The organism is Paenibacillus sp. V4I3 (genome assembly GCF_030817215.1).
Classification (GTDB): Bacteria; Bacillota; Bacilli; order Paenibacillales; family NBRC-103111; genus Paenibacillus_E.
In genome coordinates, this window is record NZ_JAUSZA010000001.1 from 7157004 (window position 1) to 7178345 (window position 21342).

General features: G+C 45.2%; 23 protein-coding genes, 1 pseudogene and 1 other annotated feature. Of the genes and pseudogenes, 2 read left to right on the top strand and 22 right to left on the bottom strand.

Going from position 1 to position 21342, the window contains the following annotated elements; all coding sequences use genetic code 11:
• Window positions 1–125: 125 nt before the first annotated feature.
• The 19 genes and pseudogenes from QFZ77_RS32765 to QFZ77_RS32855 form a co-directional block, all read right to left on the bottom strand.
• Entirely contained in the window at window positions 126–1199 is a 1074-nt protein-coding gene (locus tag QFZ77_RS32765) for an anthranilate phosphoribosyltransferase (RefSeq protein WP_307446608.1), read from the bottom strand.
• Window positions 1200–1618: 419 nt separating this feature from the next.
• Entirely contained in the window at window positions 1619–2920 is a 1302-nt protein-coding gene (obgE, locus tag QFZ77_RS32770; RefSeq protein ID WP_307446612.1) for a GTPase ObgE, read from the bottom strand.
• A 52-nt stretch (window positions 2921–2972) separates the two neighbouring features.
• Window positions 2973–3728, bottom strand: a complete 756-nt coding sequence (locus tag QFZ77_RS32775; protein WP_307446615.1) for a Spo0B domain-containing protein — start codon at window positions 3726–3728, stop codon at window positions 2973–2975.
• Between the two features lie 189 nt (window positions 3729–3917).
• A complete protein-coding gene (rpmA, locus tag QFZ77_RS32780; protein ID WP_029194675.1) occupies window positions 3918–4229 on the bottom strand; it encodes a 50S ribosomal protein L27 in 312 nt (103 codons plus the stop codon).
• 4 nt (window positions 4230–4233) lie between these two features.
• Entirely contained in the window at window positions 4234–4587 is a 354-nt protein-coding gene (locus QFZ77_RS32785; protein ID WP_029194674.1) for a ribosomal-processing cysteine protease Prp, read from the bottom strand.
• Window positions 4588–4598: 11 nt separating this feature from the next.
• A complete protein-coding gene (gene rplU / locus QFZ77_RS32790; RefSeq protein WP_307446622.1) occupies window positions 4599–4910 on the bottom strand; it encodes a 50S ribosomal protein L21 in 312 nt (103 codons plus the stop codon).
• A 12-nt stretch (window positions 4911–4922) separates the two neighbouring features.
• Window positions 4923–5011 (bottom strand) — a sequence feature (ribosomal protein L21 leader region).
• Between the two features lie 52 nt (window positions 5012–5063).
• Complete coding sequence (locus tag QFZ77_RS32795; protein WP_307446625.1) at window positions 5064–6227, bottom strand: Rne/Rng family ribonuclease; 1164 nt, start codon at window positions 6225–6227, stop codon at window positions 5064–5066.
• A gap of 23 nt (window positions 6228–6250) precedes the next feature.
• Window positions 6251–7126, bottom strand: coding sequence for a M50 family metallopeptidase (locus QFZ77_RS32800; RefSeq protein WP_307446629.1), 876 nt, complete (start codon window positions 7124–7126; stop codon window positions 6251–6253).
• Entirely contained in the window at window positions 7119–8012 is an 894-nt protein-coding gene (locus QFZ77_RS32805; RefSeq protein ID WP_307446632.1) for a M23 family metallopeptidase, read from the bottom strand. Before QFZ77_RS32805 ends, QFZ77_RS32800 begins: the two co-directional genes overlap by 8 nt.
• A gap of 111 nt (window positions 8013–8123) precedes the next feature.
• A complete protein-coding gene (locus tag QFZ77_RS32810; protein ID WP_307446634.1) occupies window positions 8124–9272 on the bottom strand; it encodes an FtsW/RodA/SpoVE family cell cycle protein in 1149 nt (382 codons plus the stop codon).
• Window positions 9273–9279: 7 nt separating this feature from the next.
• The gene (gene minD, locus QFZ77_RS32815; RefSeq protein ID WP_057306153.1) at window positions 9280–10074 is read right to left on the bottom strand and encodes a septum site-determining protein MinD; all 795 of its coding nucleotides are present in this window, start codon (window positions 10072–10074) and stop codon (window positions 9280–9282) included.
• A 40-nt stretch (window positions 10075–10114) separates the two neighbouring features.
• Window positions 10115–10774, bottom strand: a complete 660-nt coding sequence (gene minC, locus QFZ77_RS32820) for a septum site-determining protein MinC (protein ID WP_307446638.1) — start codon at window positions 10772–10774, stop codon at window positions 10115–10117.
• 72 nt (window positions 10775–10846) lie between these two features.
• On the bottom strand, window positions 10847–11374 hold the full coding sequence (gene mreD, locus QFZ77_RS32825) for a rod shape-determining protein MreD (protein ID WP_307446641.1): 528 nt from the start codon (window positions 11372–11374) through the stop codon (window positions 10847–10849).
• 13 nt (window positions 11375–11387) lie between these two features.
• Window positions 11388–12248: a rod shape-determining protein MreC gene (mreC, locus tag QFZ77_RS32830; protein WP_307446644.1), complete on the bottom strand. Its 861-nt coding sequence runs from the start codon at window positions 12246–12248 to the stop codon at window positions 11388–11390.
• A 21-nt stretch (window positions 12249–12269) separates the two neighbouring features.
• Window positions 12270–13305, bottom strand: a pseudogene (locus QFZ77_RS32835) (rod shape-determining protein).
• Between the two features lie 36 nt (window positions 13306–13341).
• The gene (gene radC, locus QFZ77_RS32840; protein WP_047675978.1) at window positions 13342–14031 is read right to left on the bottom strand and encodes a RadC family protein; all 690 of its coding nucleotides are present in this window, start codon (window positions 14029–14031) and stop codon (window positions 13342–13344) included.
• A gap of 111 nt (window positions 14032–14142) precedes the next feature.
• On the bottom strand, window positions 14143–14592 hold the full coding sequence (locus QFZ77_RS32845; RefSeq protein ID WP_307446648.1) for an RrF2 family transcriptional regulator: 450 nt from the start codon (window positions 14590–14592) through the stop codon (window positions 14143–14145).
• Window positions 14593–14712: 120 nt separating this feature from the next.
• Complete coding sequence (locus QFZ77_RS32850; protein ID WP_307446651.1) at window positions 14713–15315, bottom strand: Maf family protein; 603 nt, start codon at window positions 15313–15315, stop codon at window positions 14713–14715.
• A 57-nt stretch (window positions 15316–15372) separates the two neighbouring features.
• Complete coding sequence (locus tag QFZ77_RS32855) at window positions 15373–15615, bottom strand: DUF4321 domain-containing protein (protein WP_307446653.1); 243 nt, start codon at window positions 15613–15615, stop codon at window positions 15373–15375.
• Between the two features lie 146 nt (window positions 15616–15761).
• On the opposite strand from QFZ77_RS32855, the gene QFZ77_RS32860 reads away from it, so the two are divergent.
• Together QFZ77_RS32860 and QFZ77_RS32865 are read left to right on the top strand one after the other, a co-directional pair.
• The gene (locus QFZ77_RS32860; RefSeq protein ID WP_307446657.1) at window positions 15762–16472 is read left to right on the top strand and encodes an N-acetylmuramoyl-L-alanine amidase family protein; all 711 of its coding nucleotides are present in this window, start codon (window positions 15762–15764) and stop codon (window positions 16470–16472) included.
• A gap of 73 nt (window positions 16473–16545) precedes the next feature.
• Window positions 16546–17007 carry an S-layer homology domain-containing protein gene (locus QFZ77_RS32865; RefSeq protein WP_307446661.1) on the top strand — a complete coding sequence of 154 codons (462 nt, stop codon included), beginning with the start codon at window positions 16546–16548 and terminating at the stop codon, window positions 17005–17007.
• 49 nt (window positions 17008–17056) lie between these two features.
• On the opposite strand, the gene QFZ77_RS32870 is transcribed toward QFZ77_RS32865, so the two are convergent.
• From QFZ77_RS32870 to QFZ77_RS32880, 3 genes are all read right to left on the bottom strand, one after another.
• Window positions 17057–18406 (bottom strand): SPOR domain-containing protein, encoded by a 1350-nt coding sequence (locus QFZ77_RS32870; RefSeq protein ID WP_307446664.1) that lies wholly within the window; start codon window positions 18404–18406, stop codon window positions 17057–17059.
• A 160-nt stretch (window positions 18407–18566) separates the two neighbouring features.
• On the bottom strand, window positions 18567–19955 hold the full coding sequence (gene murC / locus QFZ77_RS32875; RefSeq protein WP_307446668.1) for a UDP-N-acetylmuramate--L-alanine ligase: 1389 nt from the start codon (window positions 19953–19955) through the stop codon (window positions 18567–18569).
• Between the two features lie 7 nt (window positions 19956–19962).
• A complete protein-coding gene (locus QFZ77_RS32880; protein ID WP_373462696.1) occupies window positions 19963–21339 on the bottom strand; it encodes a bifunctional folylpolyglutamate synthase/dihydrofolate synthase in 1377 nt (458 codons plus the stop codon).
• Window positions 21340–21342 lie beyond the last annotated feature (3 nt).

Consider the following 21342-nt stretch of genomic DNA (forward strand, 5'->3'; position numbering starts at 1 on the left):
TCGTAATATAGGCCTTCTTTTAGTGGGTAGGAGCACAATTAATTGGCAATATACCTCTAACTTCTCAAGTTGATGGAAATAAAAAAGCCTTCCCTTAGCTGAAAATACAGCACACAGGAAAGACTTTATCCAATTTTGGCGGAGGAATCACGGATTTTCGGATGATCTTGAAGCGTAAAGTGATGACTCTGATCCACCCATCGCTGCATGACTTTGTGGGCTTCTTTCCTTTGCAGCAGCGATTCCGCTAGTTGAAAGCCTTCTTCATAACTGCCCACTTTATCAAACCAAGTCAATCGAAGTCCCGTATTAAAAATGACATGATCGCGTTCCCGTTTCAATTCCTCTGTATCTTCTCCAGCAATAATGCGCCGTACCATGGCAACCTGATCATCTTTACTTAAAGGCAGCAAGGGCTCACTCAGAAAGCCAAACTTTTGCGGTTCAACCACTCGCGACTCATCTCCCCAAGGGGTTACGATCCTTATTGTACTGTTCTGGTAGATCGGCAAATCCTCAGATCCTTCAATCCCATTGACAATATACACATTTTGAAAGCCAGATCGGATAGATATAGGAATCAGAGATTCCATCGCTTTTCGCTGATTGACGCCTATAATCATATTCATTGAACGTACGGGATTTATGACTTTCTCAACGATATTCATCACTGTTCGCAATCCTAACTGCTCGCGAACCTGTTTCAGCTTCCCTAGCGGCGGACAAAGCTGTTCGGTGTGAAGAAATCCAATATGCAGGTGAAACAACATCGTTTCCCATGCTTTAACTGACAAATCTATCGCAACACCGAAGCTTTCTAATAGTTCTTTCATTGCGGTCCCCTGTCTCGGCGGAAGCGAATCACCTCCATGCAGTACCTGGGAGAAACCCACTGAAGCAAGAAGGAGGCTAACTGGCAGTGTGATAGGAAAATATTGGCGGCCTTCCGTTGGTCCCGCACAATTGAGTGAATCCGCAAAAGTGTGATAATTCAAAGAGTAGCTGCGGAAAACATCAATAAATGCCATCAGCTCTTCGTCAGCTTCCCCTTTCATACATAGGGCCATTAAGAAAGCTGCACATTGAGCATCTGTGGAATCTCCTCTGGCCATCTCATGTGCTGCTTCCACAGCTTCCTCATAAGATAAATCACGTGATCCTTGCATTCCGGTTCCCATCGCTTGAATCCATCTTTTCATCAAAATTCCTCCTTCCTCATCTCGTTACACTTCATTTAGTGTTATATTTATTGACATAAAATTATGTTTATTAGTAAAATCGTAATCTTTTTCTTTATATGTGTCAAGTTTTATGACATTAATCAGCGTTTGAACGCAAAAAGAACGACTTACGCCGTCCTTAGGTGATAGTATTTATACAGGTTGAAGCCCACAAACCAGAAACCAGAAAACAGAAATCAAAACACATAATAACCGAATACAGAAAAACATAGTTATTTACCGAAACATTATGCAACTATCCTTAATCTCATCAGCTCAGCAAAATCTATAACCATGCTAAATAAGGAGTAAGCCCTGCCCCCCTAACCCCCCCAAAAAAAATTTAACTTCTTAAACGCAAAAAAACACTCATCCTTAGGACAAGTGTTTCTATCGTTCTAATGCTTCTCATCAAATTCGAAGTCAAAATCACCAATTTGGATCGTCTGCCCATGGACAGCTCCACGTTTACGCAATTCGTCATCGATTCCTATACTACGCAAAATACGAGCAAAACGAGCGATGCCGTCCTGTGTGCTGAAGTTCGTTCGTTTGATCAACTTCTCAATGGAAGGACTTTCAACAATGAATACATCGTTCTCTCGACGAATCGTGTAATCATTCTCCTCGCGCTTCTCGAAGCGATACACTTTTCGTTCTTCTTTATCAGCTACACCCTCTACTTCAGGAGCATTCGGGATACTTTCTACAATATCCGAGATCTTGTAGAGAAGCTCCTGTACGCCACCTCGCGTCAAAGCAGAGATTGGATAAACCTCAAACTCTTTGCCATCTGCCGCCATCTGCTCCTTGAATAAAGTCAGATTGTCCTCTGATTCCGGCATGTCCATCTTGTTGGCAACAACAATTTGCGGACGCTGTTCCAGCTTGGCATTATAGAGCTTAATTTCCTCATTAATCTTGAGGAAATCTTCGTAAGGATCACGGCCGTCTGCAGCAGACATGTCCACGACATGCACAATCACTCGCGTCCGTTCTACGTGACGCAGGAACTCATGACCGAGTCCCACGCCCTCGTGGGCCCCTTCAATAAGACCGGGAAGGTCCGCCATAACGAAGCTGCGTCCATCACCAACATCCACAACCCCGAGGTTCGGGGTAAGGGTTGTAAAGTGGTACGCCGCAATTTTTGGTTTTGCGGCAGAAACAACCGACAATAGCGTGGATTTCCCAACGCTTGGGAAGCCTACTAAACCGACGTCGGCCATGACCTTCATCTCTAGCACAACCCAACGCTCCACGCCTTCTTCGCCGTTCTCAGCAATTTCTGGCGCTGTTACGCGTGCTGTTGCGAAGCGTGTGTTGCCTCGGCCGCCTCGGCCACCCTTAGCCACAACAACCTCTTGACCATGACGCGTCAAATCGGCGATAACCTCTTGCGTATCATCATCGATGATGGTTGTGCCCGGCGGGATGCGAACAACCATGTCCTCTGCGTTAGCGCCATGCATCGACTTGTTACGACCCTTCTCGCCGCGCTCCGCTTTAAAGTGCTTCTGATAACGGAAATCCATCAATGTACGCAGACCCTCGTCTACACGGAATACAACATCGCCGCCGTTTCCACCGTCGCCACCTGCTGGACCGCCCTCTGGTACATATTTCTCACGGCGGAAAGCAACTAAACCGTCGCCACCGTCGCCACCTTTAACAAATATCTTCGCTTTATCAACAAACATTTCTACACCTCAACTAAGGAGAGACTTTGGTCTTGGACCAAAGAGCCCTTTATTATGTACGAAACGGTAACCGCAATGTGATGACCGCTTCTTCCTCTTGCCAATCATTATGCTCCAGTGAATAAGAATTTACTTTCGAAAGGAGGGTTTCCTTCACGGATTTTTCAAGTTGCTCCCGGTTATAGGGGCCTTGATATACAAAATCAAGCAGTAAGCCATCTTCTTGAACATCAAATTCCAAGCTGAGTGTACCACTTTCACCGTCACTTGCCGCAGCATGCTCTTGAACGCATTCCACGGTTTGACGTACCAATCTTTCGATGAGGCCGTCATGCAGAGGAAGTTGTCCAAGATTGATTTCTTGATCTAATTCAACCTCCAGCTCTAATGATTTCGACTGGACGCGAAACAGCAGTAAGAAAGCAATTAACGATGGAATACCTAACTTGGAGAGATTACTTTCCTGCTGCATAGTCATTTTTATTTTTTCCATATAGGGCTGTAAATTATCAAACTTCTTTAATTGAATATAACCAAACAAAATTTGGGTATCGTTCATCCAATCGTGACGTAGGCGATTTATGACCTGAATTAACTTCAGTTGAGACAGTTGTTCCTGTTGACGGAGCTCTTGGCTCCATTTCTCTTCCAATCTACTCGCTTCCAACTTGAAGGCGGTATAACCGCAAAAGACTATGATCAATAGTAATGCGCCCCTGACAATCCAGGGTTCCACAAACATCATTCCCGTTAATCCTATGAGCACAAGTGCTAATAAATAAACTTGCGTACTGCCCGCTCGCTTCATTCCCCGTTCGCTCCGTTCTCCCTGCTTTGTAACCGTTCATCCAGTATATCATGATGTACTAGCAAACTTCACCAAACAAATGAGAAAACCTCTGCCCTCGGCCATTCGAGATGAGTGACCGCGTTTAGAGGTTTGTTCGTACTAGGAAAAAAATCCCTGGGCGGGCTTATCGCTCGCCAGGGATTCAAATTATGCTTCTAAAGCTGCAGCCACAGGAGCTACATCAACTGGGTATACGCTCACTTTTTTGCGATCGCGGCCCCAACGCTCGAATTTCACTACGCCTTGTACCAAAGCGAAAAGCGTATCATCCGAACCGATGCCTACATTCGTTCCTGGGTGAATTTTCGTACCGCGTTGGCGGTAGAGAATGCTTCCAGCAGTAACGGTTTGACCGTCAGCACGTTTAGCGCCAAGGCGCTTAGAGTGTGAGTCACGTCCGTTCTTTGTGGAACCCACCCCTTTTTTGGAAGCGAAAAACTGGAGATCCAATTTCAACATGGTGTTATCCTCCTTTGTGATAGATTGTTTCAATCGTTATATAGTCACCGTAATTGTCTGCAATGGTTTGTAGCATGACGACCATTGATTCTAGAATCAATTGGACCTTATTCCATGTCTCCGGAACAGATCGTGTACTTTCTGGGATTGTAACATCCATCAAGCCTCGTTCCATCTCGTGAATGGGAATCACGCCCGTCAGTGATTCAATCGAATTATAAGTACCAAACGTTACCGCCGATACTGCAGCGCAGACTAGGTCTTTGCCGGGTACGTCATATTCAGCATGGCCTTCCACTACAAAAGATGAGATCTGAGGTGAATCCGGTGCAAGACGCTCTATGGTCACATAGATCATAAGGCTGCCTCTTACGCTTGGATTTTCTCAACTACTACTCTTGTATACGGTTGACGATGACCTTGCTTTTTGTGATAGTTCTTTTTCGGCTTGTACTTATAAACGATGACTTTAGCGCCTTTGCCGTGTTTCTCCACTTTCGCGGAAACTGTAGCACCAGCAACCAACGGAGCACCTACTACTAAGCCACTCTCTTTGGAAACCAAGAACACACGATCAAAAGAAACAACTTCACCTTCAGCTGCGTTCAATTTCTCGATGTAAAGAACATCGCCCTCTTGAACTTTGTACTGTTTACCACCTGTTTCAATAATTGCGTACATTTTCATTACCTCCTCATGTCTCAGACTCGCCTTGTCCAGGTGACGGTTAGGATAAAATCCAAATCCGTGCTTAGACCCGATTCGTGCGGTTACAGCATGCCTAAACAACACACTCCGAGTATTATATCACAGAAACATTTTGTAATGCAATTGTTATTTCCGTTTACGCGTCATCTCAAGCAGGCCTAGCTTGGTCCAACCGACAATGATCGTTTTGGAGCGATCCTTACGCACGGCTTGTGTGATGTTCTCCATCACGGCTGTTCGATTCATTTCCGAACTCATGTCTATAAAATCAACAATAATAATGCCTCTAATATTACGTAGACGCAGCAGCCTTGGAATTTCACTCGCCGCTTCTCGATTGATATCAGTGACTGTCTGTTCTAAATCAATGGATCCAGTGTACCTTCCCGTATTCACATCAATCACGGTAAGTGCTTCGGTTTGATCAAATATTAAATATCCGCCGCTAGGCAGCCAAATTTTACGCCTAAAGCTCTGATTCAGCTCTTCCGTAACACCAAATTGATCAAACAACGGTATCTTGCGGTCATAATAAGCTACGCGTCCACGCCAACTCGGCTGCTGCTTACGGAGTAACTGTTTCATCTCTTCATACACTTTGGCGTCATTTAGCCAAACTTCATGAACGTCATCCGTGATGACATCTCGGGCTAATCTAGGCAGGAGATCAAGATCCTGATATAGCTGCGCTGGCGCATGTGCCTCTTCCATTTTTGACACAATGGCACTCCATAATTCTCGTAAATTTTGCAAATCATCACGAATGGCTTCTTCGCTTTGACCAATAGCACCCGTTCTTACAATAACACCTTCACCAGGAAGCAAGCTGCCTTCAGCAAGCTGTTTGAGGCGCTGCCGTTCTGCGTCTAAATCAATTTTACGGGATATAGCAATATAATCGGCGTCTGGCATATAAACAATCCAGCGGCCAGGAATGGAAACATGCGTTGTTACTCTTGCGCCTTTAGTACCTTGCGGATCCTTCGTCACCTGCACCATCAGCGTCTGACCGACTTCGGCGAGCTCCGTTATTGAGGGTTTAATCTTAGGCTGTTTATCCAAGTGGACGGGTAGGAGGTCGTCTATATATAGAAAGGCATTCTTCGCAAGACCGATATCGACGAATGCCGCCTGCATGCCGGGAAGGACGTTGACGATGCGACCCATGTAGATGCTGCCTGCTCTCTGAGAATCAAGCGGATACTGCGTATCATACTCAACAAGACGACTTTCTTCAAGCAATGCCGCTTGTGTAAGATCAGGTGCGCAGTGAATTATAAGTTGCTTCATACACGTTCACCTCAACAGTTATTTTACATGAAAAGATCGGAAACTGCACTCCCCGGTTTTTTCCCATCCAAATAACCGCTGACTAATTGTTGCTCCGGCAATACGGCTTGTATGCGCCCTGTTTCTCCTACGACATAGATTAAATGATATTTTTCCCGCATAAAAAGTTTCAGTGTTTCCGCCATTGTGCGGTGTCTTGTAATGACAATTGGCTGTGCTAATGTCCCGCGGCTCAATAGCTGACTCATTCGGTTCCCGCGACCAATAAGAAAGCGAAAAAAGTGGTAGGGCAGCTGCCGATAGGCAAACCAATTGGATACAAGTAAGAAAATACCAATGACCAATATATTGAGCGGGAGGTGTCCGCTGATCAGTTGGATAATGGCTATTACAATAATAGCCAGACTTAAGATCATACTGATCCATGCTGTATATAAAATCGTGTTATGGTAGGACAATAAATACCCTAACAATGACTGCATCACTTTGCCGCCATCGAGCGGCATGACGGGAATGAGATTAAATAAACCAATCATCAAATTAGCTTCAATGAAGTAATCCCACCAGCTGCTTGCGCCCACATCCACCCATTTCATCAGCAGCGCAACGAGAATCATCCATACGTGCTGAAGCGGCCCAGCTAGGGAGACAATGAGCTCTTCACGCGTCGGAGCCGTTCCAAGCTCATCAACGATCAAGACTCCGCCAAAAGGCAGAAACTGCACTTCCCGCACCCTCCACCCAAAGCCGTTGGCAGCAGCCAAATGACCAAATTCGTGAACCAGTACGATGCCAAATAACGTAACGGCCTCCAGGAAGTAGCCTGTAATGGCAGAGCCAATCATAATGAGCGTAAATAAGGGGTGGAATCGATACGTAGTTCCGGCCCATTTAATCAAAGCTAATCACATCCGATGGATTGACGGGATGCCCGTCCTTCGTAACGGCAAAGTAAAGCGTTCCCTTCGCAGGATCCTTCTTGGATGCCTTACCGATGGGTTCACCGACTTTCATCCAGTCACCTACCTCAACATTGGCCTCACTCAATCCGCCGTACAAAGATTGAAGACCTCCTGGATGGCGTATCACAATCGTTAGGCCCGTTTCTGCAGCTGCACCGGAGAAAATGACTTGACCTGTATCCAGCGCATATACTGGTGCAAATTCAATGGTGTTCAAATTAACTCCTATGTGGGAAGTTCCATCATATCGCGTAAGAATACTTCCCTTTGCAGGAGAAAAAAAGGTACGCTTAGAGGCATTCACTCTTATGGCCTCATTCCCTTCACGGTTGAAACTGGGAATGAACGAAGGTGACCCACCAAACTTATCGCTATACCAAGCTGACAATGACGAGAAATCATATGACTGTGTAAGAGAAGCAGTCACGATTTGCTTCCCTTTATTAGCCCAAGGCTGATTAAGCTGGAACATCCCGTATAGCGCTGCAAACAAAACACAGCTAATGAATAGCTTGACCGCAATCTTACGAGGCGAAGGCGGCGCTAATAGCCCTCTTTCACCATCCCTCAGATAATCTCGCCCGACTAATGCTGTATCCATTAATAATTTTTGCTGCCATGCATACTCAGGATCCTCCATTCGCCGTTTCCATTCGGAATCCACATAAAGAGGTGCTTCGGAATGCTGATGTATGGGCAACGAATTACCCCTAATTCGAGAGGATCTCACCGGACTTCCACTCCCGTTAGATGGATCTGACGTTTCACGCAAATTGCGAAGTCGTTCTATCCTTCGCTGTTTCACTTTATCTTTGACTTCCATGGAAGCCCCTCCCCATCCTTTACCTTTGTACAGCCTATGAGAAGAGGGACAAGATTATGTGGACAAAAAGAGCCCCTGACCAAGGTCAAGGGCTCAAAATTTCATATACGTTTAGAAAAATTCTGGCTCACGTTCCTGATGCAGCCTTACGCTCATCACGAGGCCTAATGAAAGCATGTTAATCAGTAGAGAAGTTCCCCCATAACTGACGAAAGGAAGTGTGATTCCTGTTAACGGCATGATACCAATCATCATCCCGACATTTTCAAAAATCTGAAAGACGAACATGGAAACCACACCGACCACAATATATGCTCCGCTAAGCTGAGTACTCTGGATCGAGATGAGAATCATGCGGTAAATGAGTAAAAAATAGATCAACAATAGAACCGCTGACCCGCGGAAACCGAATTCCTCACCAACTACGACGAAAATCGAATCGGAATACGCGAATGGAATGAAATTACTATGAACAGAAGTACCTTTCAGAAAACCTTCGCCTTCCAAACCTCCTGAACCGATCGCCCTTACCGCATTACGGACCTGATAATTATCATCATCAGACACATCTTGCGGATAAAGGAACGTATCAATACGATCCATCCAATGACTAAAACCATAACCCTTAAGCATATCAAACAGGGATTGATGGAAATACTTATATAACGTCAACAGCAAGAATCCAGCGCCTATGATTACGACTGTGCTAAGTAAGACATGCGAATATTTAATATTACCAATCCAAATCATACCCAAAAGTATGATCACAAAAATGATCGCATTCCCTAGATCAGGTTGAATGAGGACCAAGAAAAACGGGATCAACACGGCTACGCCGACTGGAATAATATCATTCTTAATTTGCAGTAAATCACCTTTGCGCCTTGCCAACAGTGCAGTAACAGCAACGATTAGAATTAATTTCACTAACTCAGCCGGTTGAAAGGTTAAGCCGCCCGGGAGCTCAAACCAGCCACGCGCCCCATGAATTTTCGTCCCAAAAAAGTAGACAGCGACCAAAGAAAAGATCCCGATACCATAAAGATAGGGAGCGATTCTGATTAGTATTCGATAATCAAATAAACTGCTTGCAACAAATGCTGCTAGACCAACGCCATATAAAATCAGTATTTTTGTGATACTAACGTTAATTTTAGGATGATCGATAGATGCACTATATACAAGCATCGTACTAATGACCATAAAGGCAATCAAAATGACAACAATAGGAATATCTATGTTTTTCAGTTTGGCAAGCACAGATCTATCATCCTATTCCGATAAACTTTTTCATTCGTTTGACCCAGCCGCTTTTGTCCTCCAATTGCATGAGCGGCACCGTGTCACCCAAAATACGACGAGCGATATTGCGGTAAGCAATAGCAGCGCGTGACGACGGGTTCATCACGGTGGGTTCCCCTAAGTTGGCTGCTTTGATCACATGCTCGTCATCTGGAACTATCCCTAACAAATCTATGGCGAGTACCGAGCATATTTCATCAATATCCAGCATCTCGCCTTTTTTCATCATCAATGGACGAATGCGGTTAATGACTAACTTAGGCGAGGAAATTTTCTCATTTTCCAGCAAACCGATAATGCGGTCAGCATCACGTACAGCCGCGTTCTCCGGGGTAGTAACAACGATCGCTTTGTCTGCTCCGGCTACGGCATTCTTGAAGCCTTGTTCGATGCCAGCTGGACAGTCGATAATGACAAATTCAAAATCTTTTTTGAGCTCCAAAATAATATCCCTTACTTGCTCTGGCGATACGGCATGCTTATCCTTCGTTTGAGCAGCTGGCAAAAGATAAAGCTCATCAAAGCGCTTATCCTTAATTAAGGCTTGGGGCAAACGGCAGCGGCCTTCTGCAACATCGACAAGATCATAAATAATACGGTTTTCCAGACCCATGACCACATCAAGATTGCGCAGTCCAATGTCGGTATCTACCATGCAAACTTTTTTCCCTAAAAGCGCTAGTGCCGTTCCAAGATTCGCAGATGTCGTTGTTTTACCAACGCCACCTTTTCCTGAAGTGACGACGATTGCCTCTCCCATATTTTCTCACCCCACACGCTATTTTCACATATACAAACGATTATTTTACATTCGATTCTGGCCAAATACGATGAAGTTGGTGCAGCTTGTCGATTTCCATTTTACCTTCTTTGACATAAGCAAATTCCATGAATGCCTCGTCGATTCCCCATTCATCTGGTGGACGACTAATGATTCCGGCAATCCTCAGTTGCGTGGGACGCATATGAGAAGCAGCAATAATCGCTTTCTCATCGCCATCCACCCCCGCATGCGCCATGCCGCGAAGAGACCCCATTATATAAATGTTCCCTGTAGATGTAATCGTTCCGCCAGGATTAACATCGCCTAAATATAATAAATCACCCTCGTTGTGTAGGGTTTGTCCCGATCGAATCATTCCTTTGAGCGTTGTCATAGAAACCGCAGATTCTTCTGCAGCTTCCTCTTTAGGCGACTCACTTTCGATTGATTGGATAAGCAGGTTGCCTTTTTGTCTGATGACGGACCGAATTTCTTCCTTCTGTTCATCGGTCGCTTCTCGGGTGCCTAATTTAACGTGCACATGAATAATCGGTCCAGTCAATATTTGCTGATGCGTTTTCTCAAGCTTGTGCTGCAGCTCTTGCAGCAAAATTTGCCATTCGCATGCGTCGTTTAGCAAAAAAACAAGGCCATCCTTGACCCCTTTTATCATCACATGGTGCTTTGTTACAGACATAATTGCGCTACGACCTCCCAACCTATACATTTCGGTTCATGTCCCGGATTCTCCTGCCTAGAGCCTGGAAAATTAATCTTCGTTTCCGGACGTCACATTCCGCTTTCCTTCAAGCAGCTTGCGGATGGGAACGTAGCAAATCAAGGCGATTAGCAGATTAAATAGAACACTTGGAAGCATGTAATGGGTGAGAGCAAACTTCAAATCAATATCAATAAGCTTGAACAACCGATTGATACCATAATTAATAAACTCAAACAAGAGTAAACCAACGCCTGTTATGAGTAAGTTATAAAAAATCAAATTAGGCTGCCTTCGCTGCGCCAATCCGGCCAAATAGCCAGTAAGCCCCATGCCGAAGGAGTATACACCTAGCATCGATCCATAATAATTAAAGTCGTGCAATAGTCCGAACAATAGCCCATAAATTAATGCGGTATGACGATGATGAAAAAGTCCGATAAACAAAATGAATACAAGTGTTAAATGGGGTGTAACATTAACGCTAGATTGCCATGCTGAAGGGATCAGCCAAATAAGCAAGGTTCCTTGCAAGATAAACAAACCGAGTAGAATGAGCCACAACAGATGTCGAGTCACTTAAAGGCTCACCTCATTTCACTTCCGGGACTTCGACAACAAACACTTCACGAATATGGTTGAACGAAGCTTTGGGCTTCACCATAACCTTGTATGTAATGCCGAATTCCCCTGGACCGATGGAAGAGATTGTCCCAACCTCAATGCCCTTAGGAAATACTTGCCCCATGCCTGATGTGATGATTGTGTCTCCGACCTTCATATCGTCAGCATTTTCGACCTTATTCATCACAAACTCGCCCGTTTTGGAATAGGACTCAATCACCCCGAAAGGTGGATTCGCACTTCCTTTCACAGTAACAGCAATCGCCTTAGAGTTATTGTCGGTATCATTCATTTCGGTGAGTAATTGAACATTAGAGTGAAAACCAAACACCTTACTTACCCTGCCGACCAACCCATCTACGGTCATGACCGCCATATTCTCCTTGATACCATCTTTATCGCCTAAATTAATCGTAACCGTGCTATTATACGGATCCGGATCAATGGTTACAACCTCAGCAATACGATACGTATACACGTTAGCCTGACGCTGTCTTTCTGTAAAGCCAAGAGCCTCCATTAACCGCTTGTTTTGTGATTCTAGCTCATTCAGCCGCTGTGTATCTCGTGCATACTGCGTAAGAGTCAGTTTCAGCGTCTTATTTTCCTCGTAGATGACTCTTAGCTGCCGGATATCTTCGAAGAAACCCGCTACCTGCGCAGCGGGCTTGTAGAAGAGTCCTTGTGTCCATGATACCGAGTCTTTAACAAATTTCTCCGGCCACGTCATGGGTGCCCGGTTCCCGAGTGTCAGTCCCATCAATATAAAGAAGCAGACTAGACCGAACATCAGAAAAATCAACCTCTTGTTGCCCATAAATTTAAACAAATTAGCACCTTCTAACGAATATTAACGCTTATATCTCGAACTGGATCCTGATCTGTTCTTGAACAAATGGATATTTTCCAAAGCGCGACCCGTTCCAATCGCCACACAATCTAGCGGATTATCAGCGACGAGTACTGGCATTCCGGTTTCTCTGGCAAGCAGACGGTCAAGATTACGCAATAAGCCGCCGCCGCCCGTAAGAACAATCCCCCGATCCATGATATCCGCTGATAATTCAGGCGGGCACTTCTCGAGAGTAACCTTCACAGCCTCAACGATCGCATTCACCGTGTCCATCAACGATTCCGTAATTTCATGCGAAGTAACGCTTAGCGTTTTCGGTAATCCGGAAACAAGATCGCGTCCTCGTATTTCGAGAGACTCTGGCTTGTCCATCGGAAGTGCCGACCCGATTTCCATCTTAAGCGTTTCGGATGTACGTTCCCCGATCATCAAATTATACGTTCGTTTAATGTATTGAATGATGGCTTCGTCCATTTCATCGCCTGCGATACGGATGGAACGGCTCGTTACAATCCCTCCAAGAGAGATGACAGCAACCTCCGTTGTTCCTCCTCCAATGTCGACAACCATGCTTCCAGTTGGTTCCCAGACGGGAAGGTCGGCACCAATCGCTGCTGCGAAAGGTTCTTCAATCGTGTAAGCTTCGCGTGCTCCAGCCTGCTTCGTCGCATCTTCAACAGCACGCTTCTCAACAGCCTGTGATGCCCGAAGGCACACAAACCATAACATTGGGGTGACGCGGGAACAACCAACGCTGCTTCTGTGCTTGTCTTAAGAAGTAACGAATCATCGTCGCGGTCGTCTCGAAATCAGCGATAACCCCATCCTTCATCGGGCGAATTGCACGAATGTTGCCTGGTGTACGACCGATCATTTTTTTAGCGGCGTCTCCGACAGCCTCGATTGTTTTTGTATCAGTACGTAGAGCAACCACGGACGGCTCCCTAACGACAATTCCTCTGCCTTTTACATAAACCAGTGTATTCGCTGTACCTAAATCAATTCCTAAGTCTTTCGTAAAACCACCGAACATGGCAGTTGCTCCTTTCCTATTGCGTTATCTATTATATTACATAAAGCCTTGTTCCTTCAAACTTATGAATCTCTGATCACCAATGATAACATGATCAAGCACTTCAATACCAATTATAGTTCCTGCCTCCATAAGACGATGCGTGAGCTGAATATCCTCCGGACTTGGAGTTGGATCACCGCTAGGATGATTGTGTACACAAATGATCGAAGCACTGCTGCGCTTGATTGCCGCGCGAAACACTTCACGAGGATGAACAATGGACGCATTTAGGCTGCCCATCGATAATGTTTCCTGTGCAAGCAAATGGTTCTTCGTATTGAGAAATAAGCAAACGAAATGTTCTTTCTGCAAATAGCGAAGATCTTCACTTACCAAATCTGCGATATCCTTGGGAGATCGAATCGTAACTCGCTCCGCAAATGTACTCTTAGCCAGTCTGCGTCCGAGCTCAATCCCGGCTTGAATTTGTAAAGCCTTCGCATCGCCGATTCCCTTGATTTGCGTAAGCTGGTCTTTGCTCATGTCAACAAGGCTGCGCAGCCCGCCGCTTTCACTTAATATACGACCTGCTAGACGCAGTGCTGACTCCGACACCGTCCCTGTTCGAAGTAAAATGGCTAGGAGTTCTGCATGACTTAATGCACCTGCTCCATATTGGAGCATTCGCTCTCTAGGTCTTTCCTCCTGCGGTACTTCTCGTAGCATCAAGCTTGTGACTTCCATGAATTCCCCTCTTTCGTTATGTAGGTTGTGTTACTTAAACGCATCCCATTCATATGGATAAGTGCTCATAAAACAAAATAAAGCCCGCAGATTTGTAAGATCCGAGGGCTTCTAGGACAATTGCTCTTTATTCGATTGTGGACACTCGAACGCTCTGATTTGTTCCAGCATACTGCCGATGGTATGTCCATCAAAGTATATTTCCATCTGCTTCTCTGCGTCAATGAAAACCTTCCCCATCAATAGATCCATTTTGGATGATATGACGCAGGGCTTATTCTCATCACCAGAGCACCAGCTCGGTTTCAAGGAACCTTGACAAGTTAATCGGTAAATTTCGCCGAGTGTCACCTCGTTCGGGTTGCAGCTAAGTATGAATCCGCCACCGATTCCTTCTTTGGTCGAAACGTAACCTGCTTTTCGTAGAAAGCCCATAACTTTACGTATACGAGCAGAATGGGTAGATACATTCACAGCAATTTCTTCGCTGGTTGCCATATGATCCGGTAAATGAGCCAGAAATACGAGACTGTGGACGGCTATTGTAAATTCGCTGTTCATGGCCAATACCTCCCTGAAGAATGCGAAGTCATGTCGCTTACTGTCATTGTAACCGTTACAGATTACACAGTCAATGTATGAGTCCTACTTTGGACATAAATTCCAGCTAGGATCTGATAACTATAGAACTTGAATTTCAAAGCTTAGTAACAGATCACTGAGCAGAGAAAGCGGCAATCCAACAACAGTAAAGTAATCACCTTCAATAGATTCTACGATCGTTGCTCCGATCCCTTGAATCGCATAGGAGCCTGCTTTATCCTTAGGTTCGCCTGTGGCAATATAACGTAGAATTTGTGCGTCAGACATGATCTTCATCTTCACATGTGTCACACGATGAGAGACAACCTGCTTACCTGTAGCCGCATCCACACAAGCAACTCCACTGTAAACCTGATGCGTACTGCCTTGCAATGCTTTAAGCATCCTGAAAGAATCCTGTTCATCCACCGGTTTACCTAAAACTTCATCTTGATAGACAACAACGGTGTCAGATCCGATGATGATTCCTTCTTTTTCACTGGCTTCAAGCATTTCAAGAACAGTTAAGGCTTTACGCAAAGAGAGCACTTCTACGAGCTCAGCAGGCGATATTTTTTCTTCGACGGTCTCATCTGCGTCACTCACTCGAATGATATAGGGTAAACCAAGTGATTGAATAAGTTCCTGCCTCCGCGGTGAAGACGAAGCAAGAATAAGTCTTTGTTTAGGGGAATGACTCAAAAGAAACAACTCCTAGCTGATTGTAATATTTAATAAGGCTTTCCAAATGCAATCCAGTTACACCTTACGATACAGGAGGTACGCCCCCACTAATCCAAGAATACTGCACAGGTTTAGTTTCACCAAAAGATGGAACTCATATTTCACGACTTGTAAATCCGCTTTGGGCTCCCATGAAATTTGCGCCGTTTTGGTCAAAAATGCGAGAGCAGGCACTGCAGCCAGCAGCTGGCCTATGATAATCCCGGTAATTAAACCGACGATTAAAAATACGATCAATGTGAAGGTACCTTTTTTCATTCCAGTCATCCTCTCTTTATGTACAAGCCCTATTATACGGGTAGACTCTTCTTTTTTCCAAGTAAAAATAGGATAGGTTGGTGATTCTTACCAGATTACAACGTAAGCCGATCCTAGTAAGATAGTTAGCGGAGGTATTTCAACTTATGACTCTACTTAAAAGACTTATCCTTTTATCCTTCATACTTACATTTGCATTTCCTTATCAAGCATTCGCTTACAAAGTTGTCCTGGATGCCGGACATGGTGGTAGTGATCCTGGCGCAACCGGTGTAAACGGTCTTCGTGAAAAAGATGTCAATTGGGACATCACCCAGAAGGTACGGGACGAGCTAGTCGCAAAAGGTTACGAAGTCGTCTTAACAAGAACAGATGACTCCTATTGGTCACTCGCACAGCGCGTCGAATTTACAAATACGCTGCAAGCGGATTTATTCGTATCTATCCACGCCAATGCGCATCCGGACGGCAAAACGAAAGGAACTATGGTTCTCTACTACGACAATGATTATCCACAAGAAGATTATCCAGCAAGTGATACGATGAAACAATTAACTCCGTATAATAAAGACCTCGCACAGCATGTTTTGGATTCTCTACTAGCTGCTGCCGGCACCAAAAACTTAGGTCTCATTCCAAGTGCCGTTTATGTAGCCCGAATGGGAACGATTCCGAGTATTCTCGTGGAGACGGCCTTTCTTAGCCAAACAAGCGACGCTGCTTTGCTTGCAAGCGATTCCGTTCGGTCTAAAATGGCTGCAGGTATTGCTGATGGTATCGCTGCCTACTCGCCGCCCCTGTTCACAGATTCACTTGATCATTGGGCAAGAGAAGCGATCATGCGGATGAAAAAATAAAGGTATTATTGAAGGTATTGCTAATCGTTATGAACCGGAACGTGCGTTAACAAGAGCAGAATTTCTCACATTAATGGATCGGGTATTTACGTTCAGCAAGTTGAAAGCCGTCTGTGAGCCGAGCAATACTGTGACATCCATCGTTTACGGCTGCCAATCTCCGGCTGAGCAAAGTTACATAGACTTGCCGTCTTCCCATTGGGCGAGCCCTGTATTTACTAAAGCCAAAAACTTAAACCTCCTGCAGGGCTACTCCGATGGAACGATTCGACCGAATCAATCGATTACGAGAGGTGAAGTCGCTTTTCTCTTCGATCGTCTTTTACAAATGTCGTCTTCCACAACAAATAACCAGCCTGCTGTAGTATCATCCGCATCATTCAATGATGTACCTGAGACATTATGGAGTGCTAAGGCCATTTATGCGCTAAGAAATAAGGGCATCATTGATGGTATAACGGATACCGCGTTTAAACCTAGTCAAACCATTACCCGTGCAGAGATTGCGGCTATGCTCAATCGCTACTACAAATAAAAAGCAGTGTGTCCAAACTCCTGAGAGTTTTGGTCACACTGCTTTTTTATTAGGATACGCTGATTTTCTTAAGCAGCTCTCTTTGAGCAATAATGTACTGCATCATGGATGATTGAGCTTGCCAAAGCATAGCCGTAGAAGGACTCTTCTTGTACTCTTCCATCGATTGAACCGCGCTGTTGATCGATGTAGTCATTTTTTGCACGAATAGCTTCGTGTCATCACCTACCCCCTCGCCCATCGAGGCCGACAATGTCGTAAGCAGCTGATGCGAAGAGCGAATCGATTGCAGCGACGTTTCAGCAAGCGGGGTTGGCTTCGTCTCAGCCAAATGAACAAGCGCTAATCCATTGATCGTATTCACTAATTTATCACCTTCGGCAATGAAGGTTGGAACCGACTCCGGTTTCGGGCCGCTCCAACGAATGCCTGTAGCCGCGGGGATATCCACATTTTTCATATAAACCTCAATGGTTTTATCTGTTGTTTGCAGTTGTTCTCTTAATGCGAGAGCGTCATCTCGGTTTTTGGCAAATCCGACGAATACGGTTAGCTTATCTGTCGTGTCAAGGGCAGTGGCTAACCCTTTCTTCTTCAGGGTTTCTTGGATAGCTTGAGCTCCCTGTAAGGTACTATATACACCATTTTGAAGGAAAGTATACGATTTTGCAGGAATTTGAACCGCTGTGACAGCTGAGGCAGAAGCCGGAATGGCAGGCGCTTGATCTGCAGTCGTTTTAGTTGCTCCTGTTGGCGCTTTCGATGGGACTGCTGCTTGTACATTGGGCGAAGGAACTGTTATCGTATTTTTAATCGATGCCGTATCTTTGGTATCACGATCGCTTGAAAACATGGAGAGAACAAAGAAACCAAACGCAATACCCGTCACCACCGCTCCTGCCACTGATGTTGCAATTCGAATCCACGGTGTACCAGATGATTTCGCGTATCTGGCACCTGTCCCCGGTTCCTTATAGGGTTCCTTAGACGTCCAGGTTGACCACTCATCCCGATGTCTGTCAGAAGTAGGCTCTGCTCTCTCTGTTGACGGATTTCTAACAGCTGAATTCTCACGGGCTTCCTGTGACTCACGAATGATCCGTTCCACTCGCTCACCTTCCGACTCAATCGGACTGTTCCAGCTTCCAAAATCCGTCGTGAACGTATTTAAAGCATGAGGTTCAAATAAATGTTCGACTTGCTCCCTCTCCGCTTGATGATAAGGAGTAACCTCATCCGACGTATGACGGTCTATCGTAGAATCTATAACCTTAAACTCTTCCTGATAGAGTGGTATCACTTTCTCCTCTTGATCGGGTACTCGCGATGCTCTACGGTTTGATTCCGACCTTTCCTGTAGATCGAAACGGTAGGTTATTCTTGCTTTATTCTTGTTCATCTCTCAATCACTCCTCGTAATATTTATTTGGAAACGGGCATAGCGCCGCGTCGTCTTGTCCAAATCTTCTGTTACTAGATTATGATAGAGAGAACCCCATTATGTTTCTTTCATCAAAAAAAGACCGCCTCCAGCCGTTTGGCTTGCAGCGATCTTTTTTCTAACTAGTCGGTTCGTACTTTTTACGCAGCGATTTCGCTAAACCATCAGCTGCTTTCCAGATGTCGCCCGCTCCCATGGTTAATACCAAGTCACCAGGCTGCACATGCTGAATCAAATAAGCGAGTACCTCATCCCGAGTTGCAATATGCTGAACATTCGGGTTGCTGTTACTGCGGATCAAATCAACCAGTTTGGCTGAATCTATGCCCTCAATTCGCTGCTCGCCGGCAGGTGAGTAAATATCGGTAATAATAACCTCATCAGCTTCATCGAATGAGCGGCTGAATTGTTCAAATAAATAATAGGTTCGCGTATAGCGTTGCGGTTGGAATACAGCTATGATGCGTTTCCCTGTTGCTTTTGCTGCAGAAATAGTTGCTTGAATCTCCGTAGGATGATGTGCGTAGTCATCAATAACCAATATGTTCGCAACTTCTCCCAGCACTTGGAACCTACGCTTTGCACCGCGGAATTCCTGAATAGCTTCTGCAATTTTCTCGAAAGTGAGCCCTGCTTCCAAACAGGTGATAAGTGTTGCTAGTGCATTATATACGTTGTGTTTACCAGGTACGGACAAGCTAACCTGACCGAGTGCCGCCCCTTTGAACTGTACAGTAAACGTAACCTTACGATCACCTAACGTAATATCGCTTGCGACATAATCAGCCTCAGTATCTATGCCATACGTAATAACTTCGCTTTGAATATGCGGAATCATTTCACGTAAGAACGTATCATCATGACAAACAATAGCTCTCCCGCCAGGTCTAACTTGACTGAGGAATTGCTTGTAAGCCTTCTTCAAATTCTCGAAATCACCATTGTAATTCTCCAAGTGATCCGCTTCGATATTGTTCACAAGTGCGAGGGTTGGGTGATATTGAAGAAAGGTTCCATCACTCTCGTCCGCTTCTGCCACGACGAATTCACCCTTGCCTGCTTTGGCATTACTGCCCACATTCATGATCTCGCCACCAATGATATAGGTCGGATCTATTCCACAAATCTCCATGACTAAAGCAATCATTGATGATGTTGTTGTTTTGCCGTGTGCACCAGCTACCGCAATGCCTTTACGCTCATTCATGAGCCGAGCAAGCATTTGTGAGCGATGAATAATCGGAATATTCAATTGTTCCGCAGCTTGCATTTCTACATTGTCTTTGGCCAAAGCGGTTGAATACACAACCAAATCAGCCCCTGAAACATTCCTAGCTTCATGTCCGATGAAAACTTGCGCACCCTTCGCTTTCAGCTTTTCAGTAAGCTCTTGCTGTGCCAGATCGGAACCAGATATCCGGTATCCCATTTCCAGCATGACTTTGGCAATGGCACTCATGCCGTATCCGCCGATGCCTATAAAATGTACGTGTTCTGCTTGACTCACGCCGTTCTCACCATCCTTTTTCAGAATCGGTTTGATAGGTAATCCAAGAACGAACATCAGAGATTAAATACAGCGTGCCGGATACGACCGCCAGATCATCCTGCTCAGTTCTACTTGTTAGTGCTTCCAAAGCTCGCTTCCAGTCTCGCTCGACAATGATATCTATCTCACGGTTCATCTCGCGCAGCAGCTCTCTTGCAATCTCAGCAAGCATAGAAGCGTCGCCTTTTTTATGAAAATCGGGTTCCGTAATAACAAGAGTATCCACCAATGGTAGTATATGCCTCAGGTAGCCTGTATGATTCTTCGTCGAAAGCATTCCTACCATCATATGAAGCTTACGGTAAGTATATACATTTTGAAGCGCGGCAGCCAACGTTGCGGCCCCTTCTGGGTTGTGAGCGCCATCAAGTAATATACGAGGCTCGCTCGAAACCATCTCAAGCCTGCCTGGCCAACGTGTCTCCTTGAGTCCTTTGAACAGATCTTCATCATCTACGATGCAGGCATAATATTGACGAAGAACTTCAAGCGTCATTACGGCCACAGCTGCATTCTTCAATTGGTGCTCTCCGTTTAACGTAATCGGCACACCCTTAATATTTCGAAACGGCCCACTAAAATCAAAAGTTTGGCTATCTAGCTCACTTTTCACATTCGTGAAATTAAATTGTCCACCAAGTGAGTAGAGTGTTGCTTTTTTGGCCTTGGCTGTTTGATCGATCACACTCCAAACCTCATGCGGCTCAACAGCGGTAATGACGGGTACTCCCGCTTTAATAATACCTGCTTTATCTGCTGCTACTAATTCGAGTGTATCCCCCAAGATTTCCATATGGTCATGGCCAACATTCGTAATGATGGTTACGACAGGATTCACGATATTCGTGCTATCCAGCCTTCCCCCGAGACCAGTTTCCCATACTACGTAATCTGGATATGCTACTTTGCCAAAATACATTATCGCGAGCGTAGTCGAAATTTCAAACATAGACGGAGGACCGACCTCAGTCTCCGCAATTTCGTCAACCATTGGCTTCATTTCATTCACCAGTCTGAGCAGCACGTCATCTGGAATGTCGGCTCCGTTCACTTGGATACGATTCGTATACTTCTCCAAATAAGGAGAAGTGAATGTACCCACGTCATATCCACAAGCCTGCAAAACAGAAGATAGATAGGCACATGTAGAACCTTTGCCATTCGTCCCAGCCACATGAATGAACTTCAGCCTACGTTCGGGGTGACCTAGTTTCTCCATTAGCATCTGCATACGTTGAAGTCCCGGTTTCATGCCGAGCTTCTCCATCCGGCCGACAATCCAGGCAATGGCTTCTTGCGCTGTCTGGAATTCAGCCGAAGGGGTGTCTTTGATTTTATCCATTGA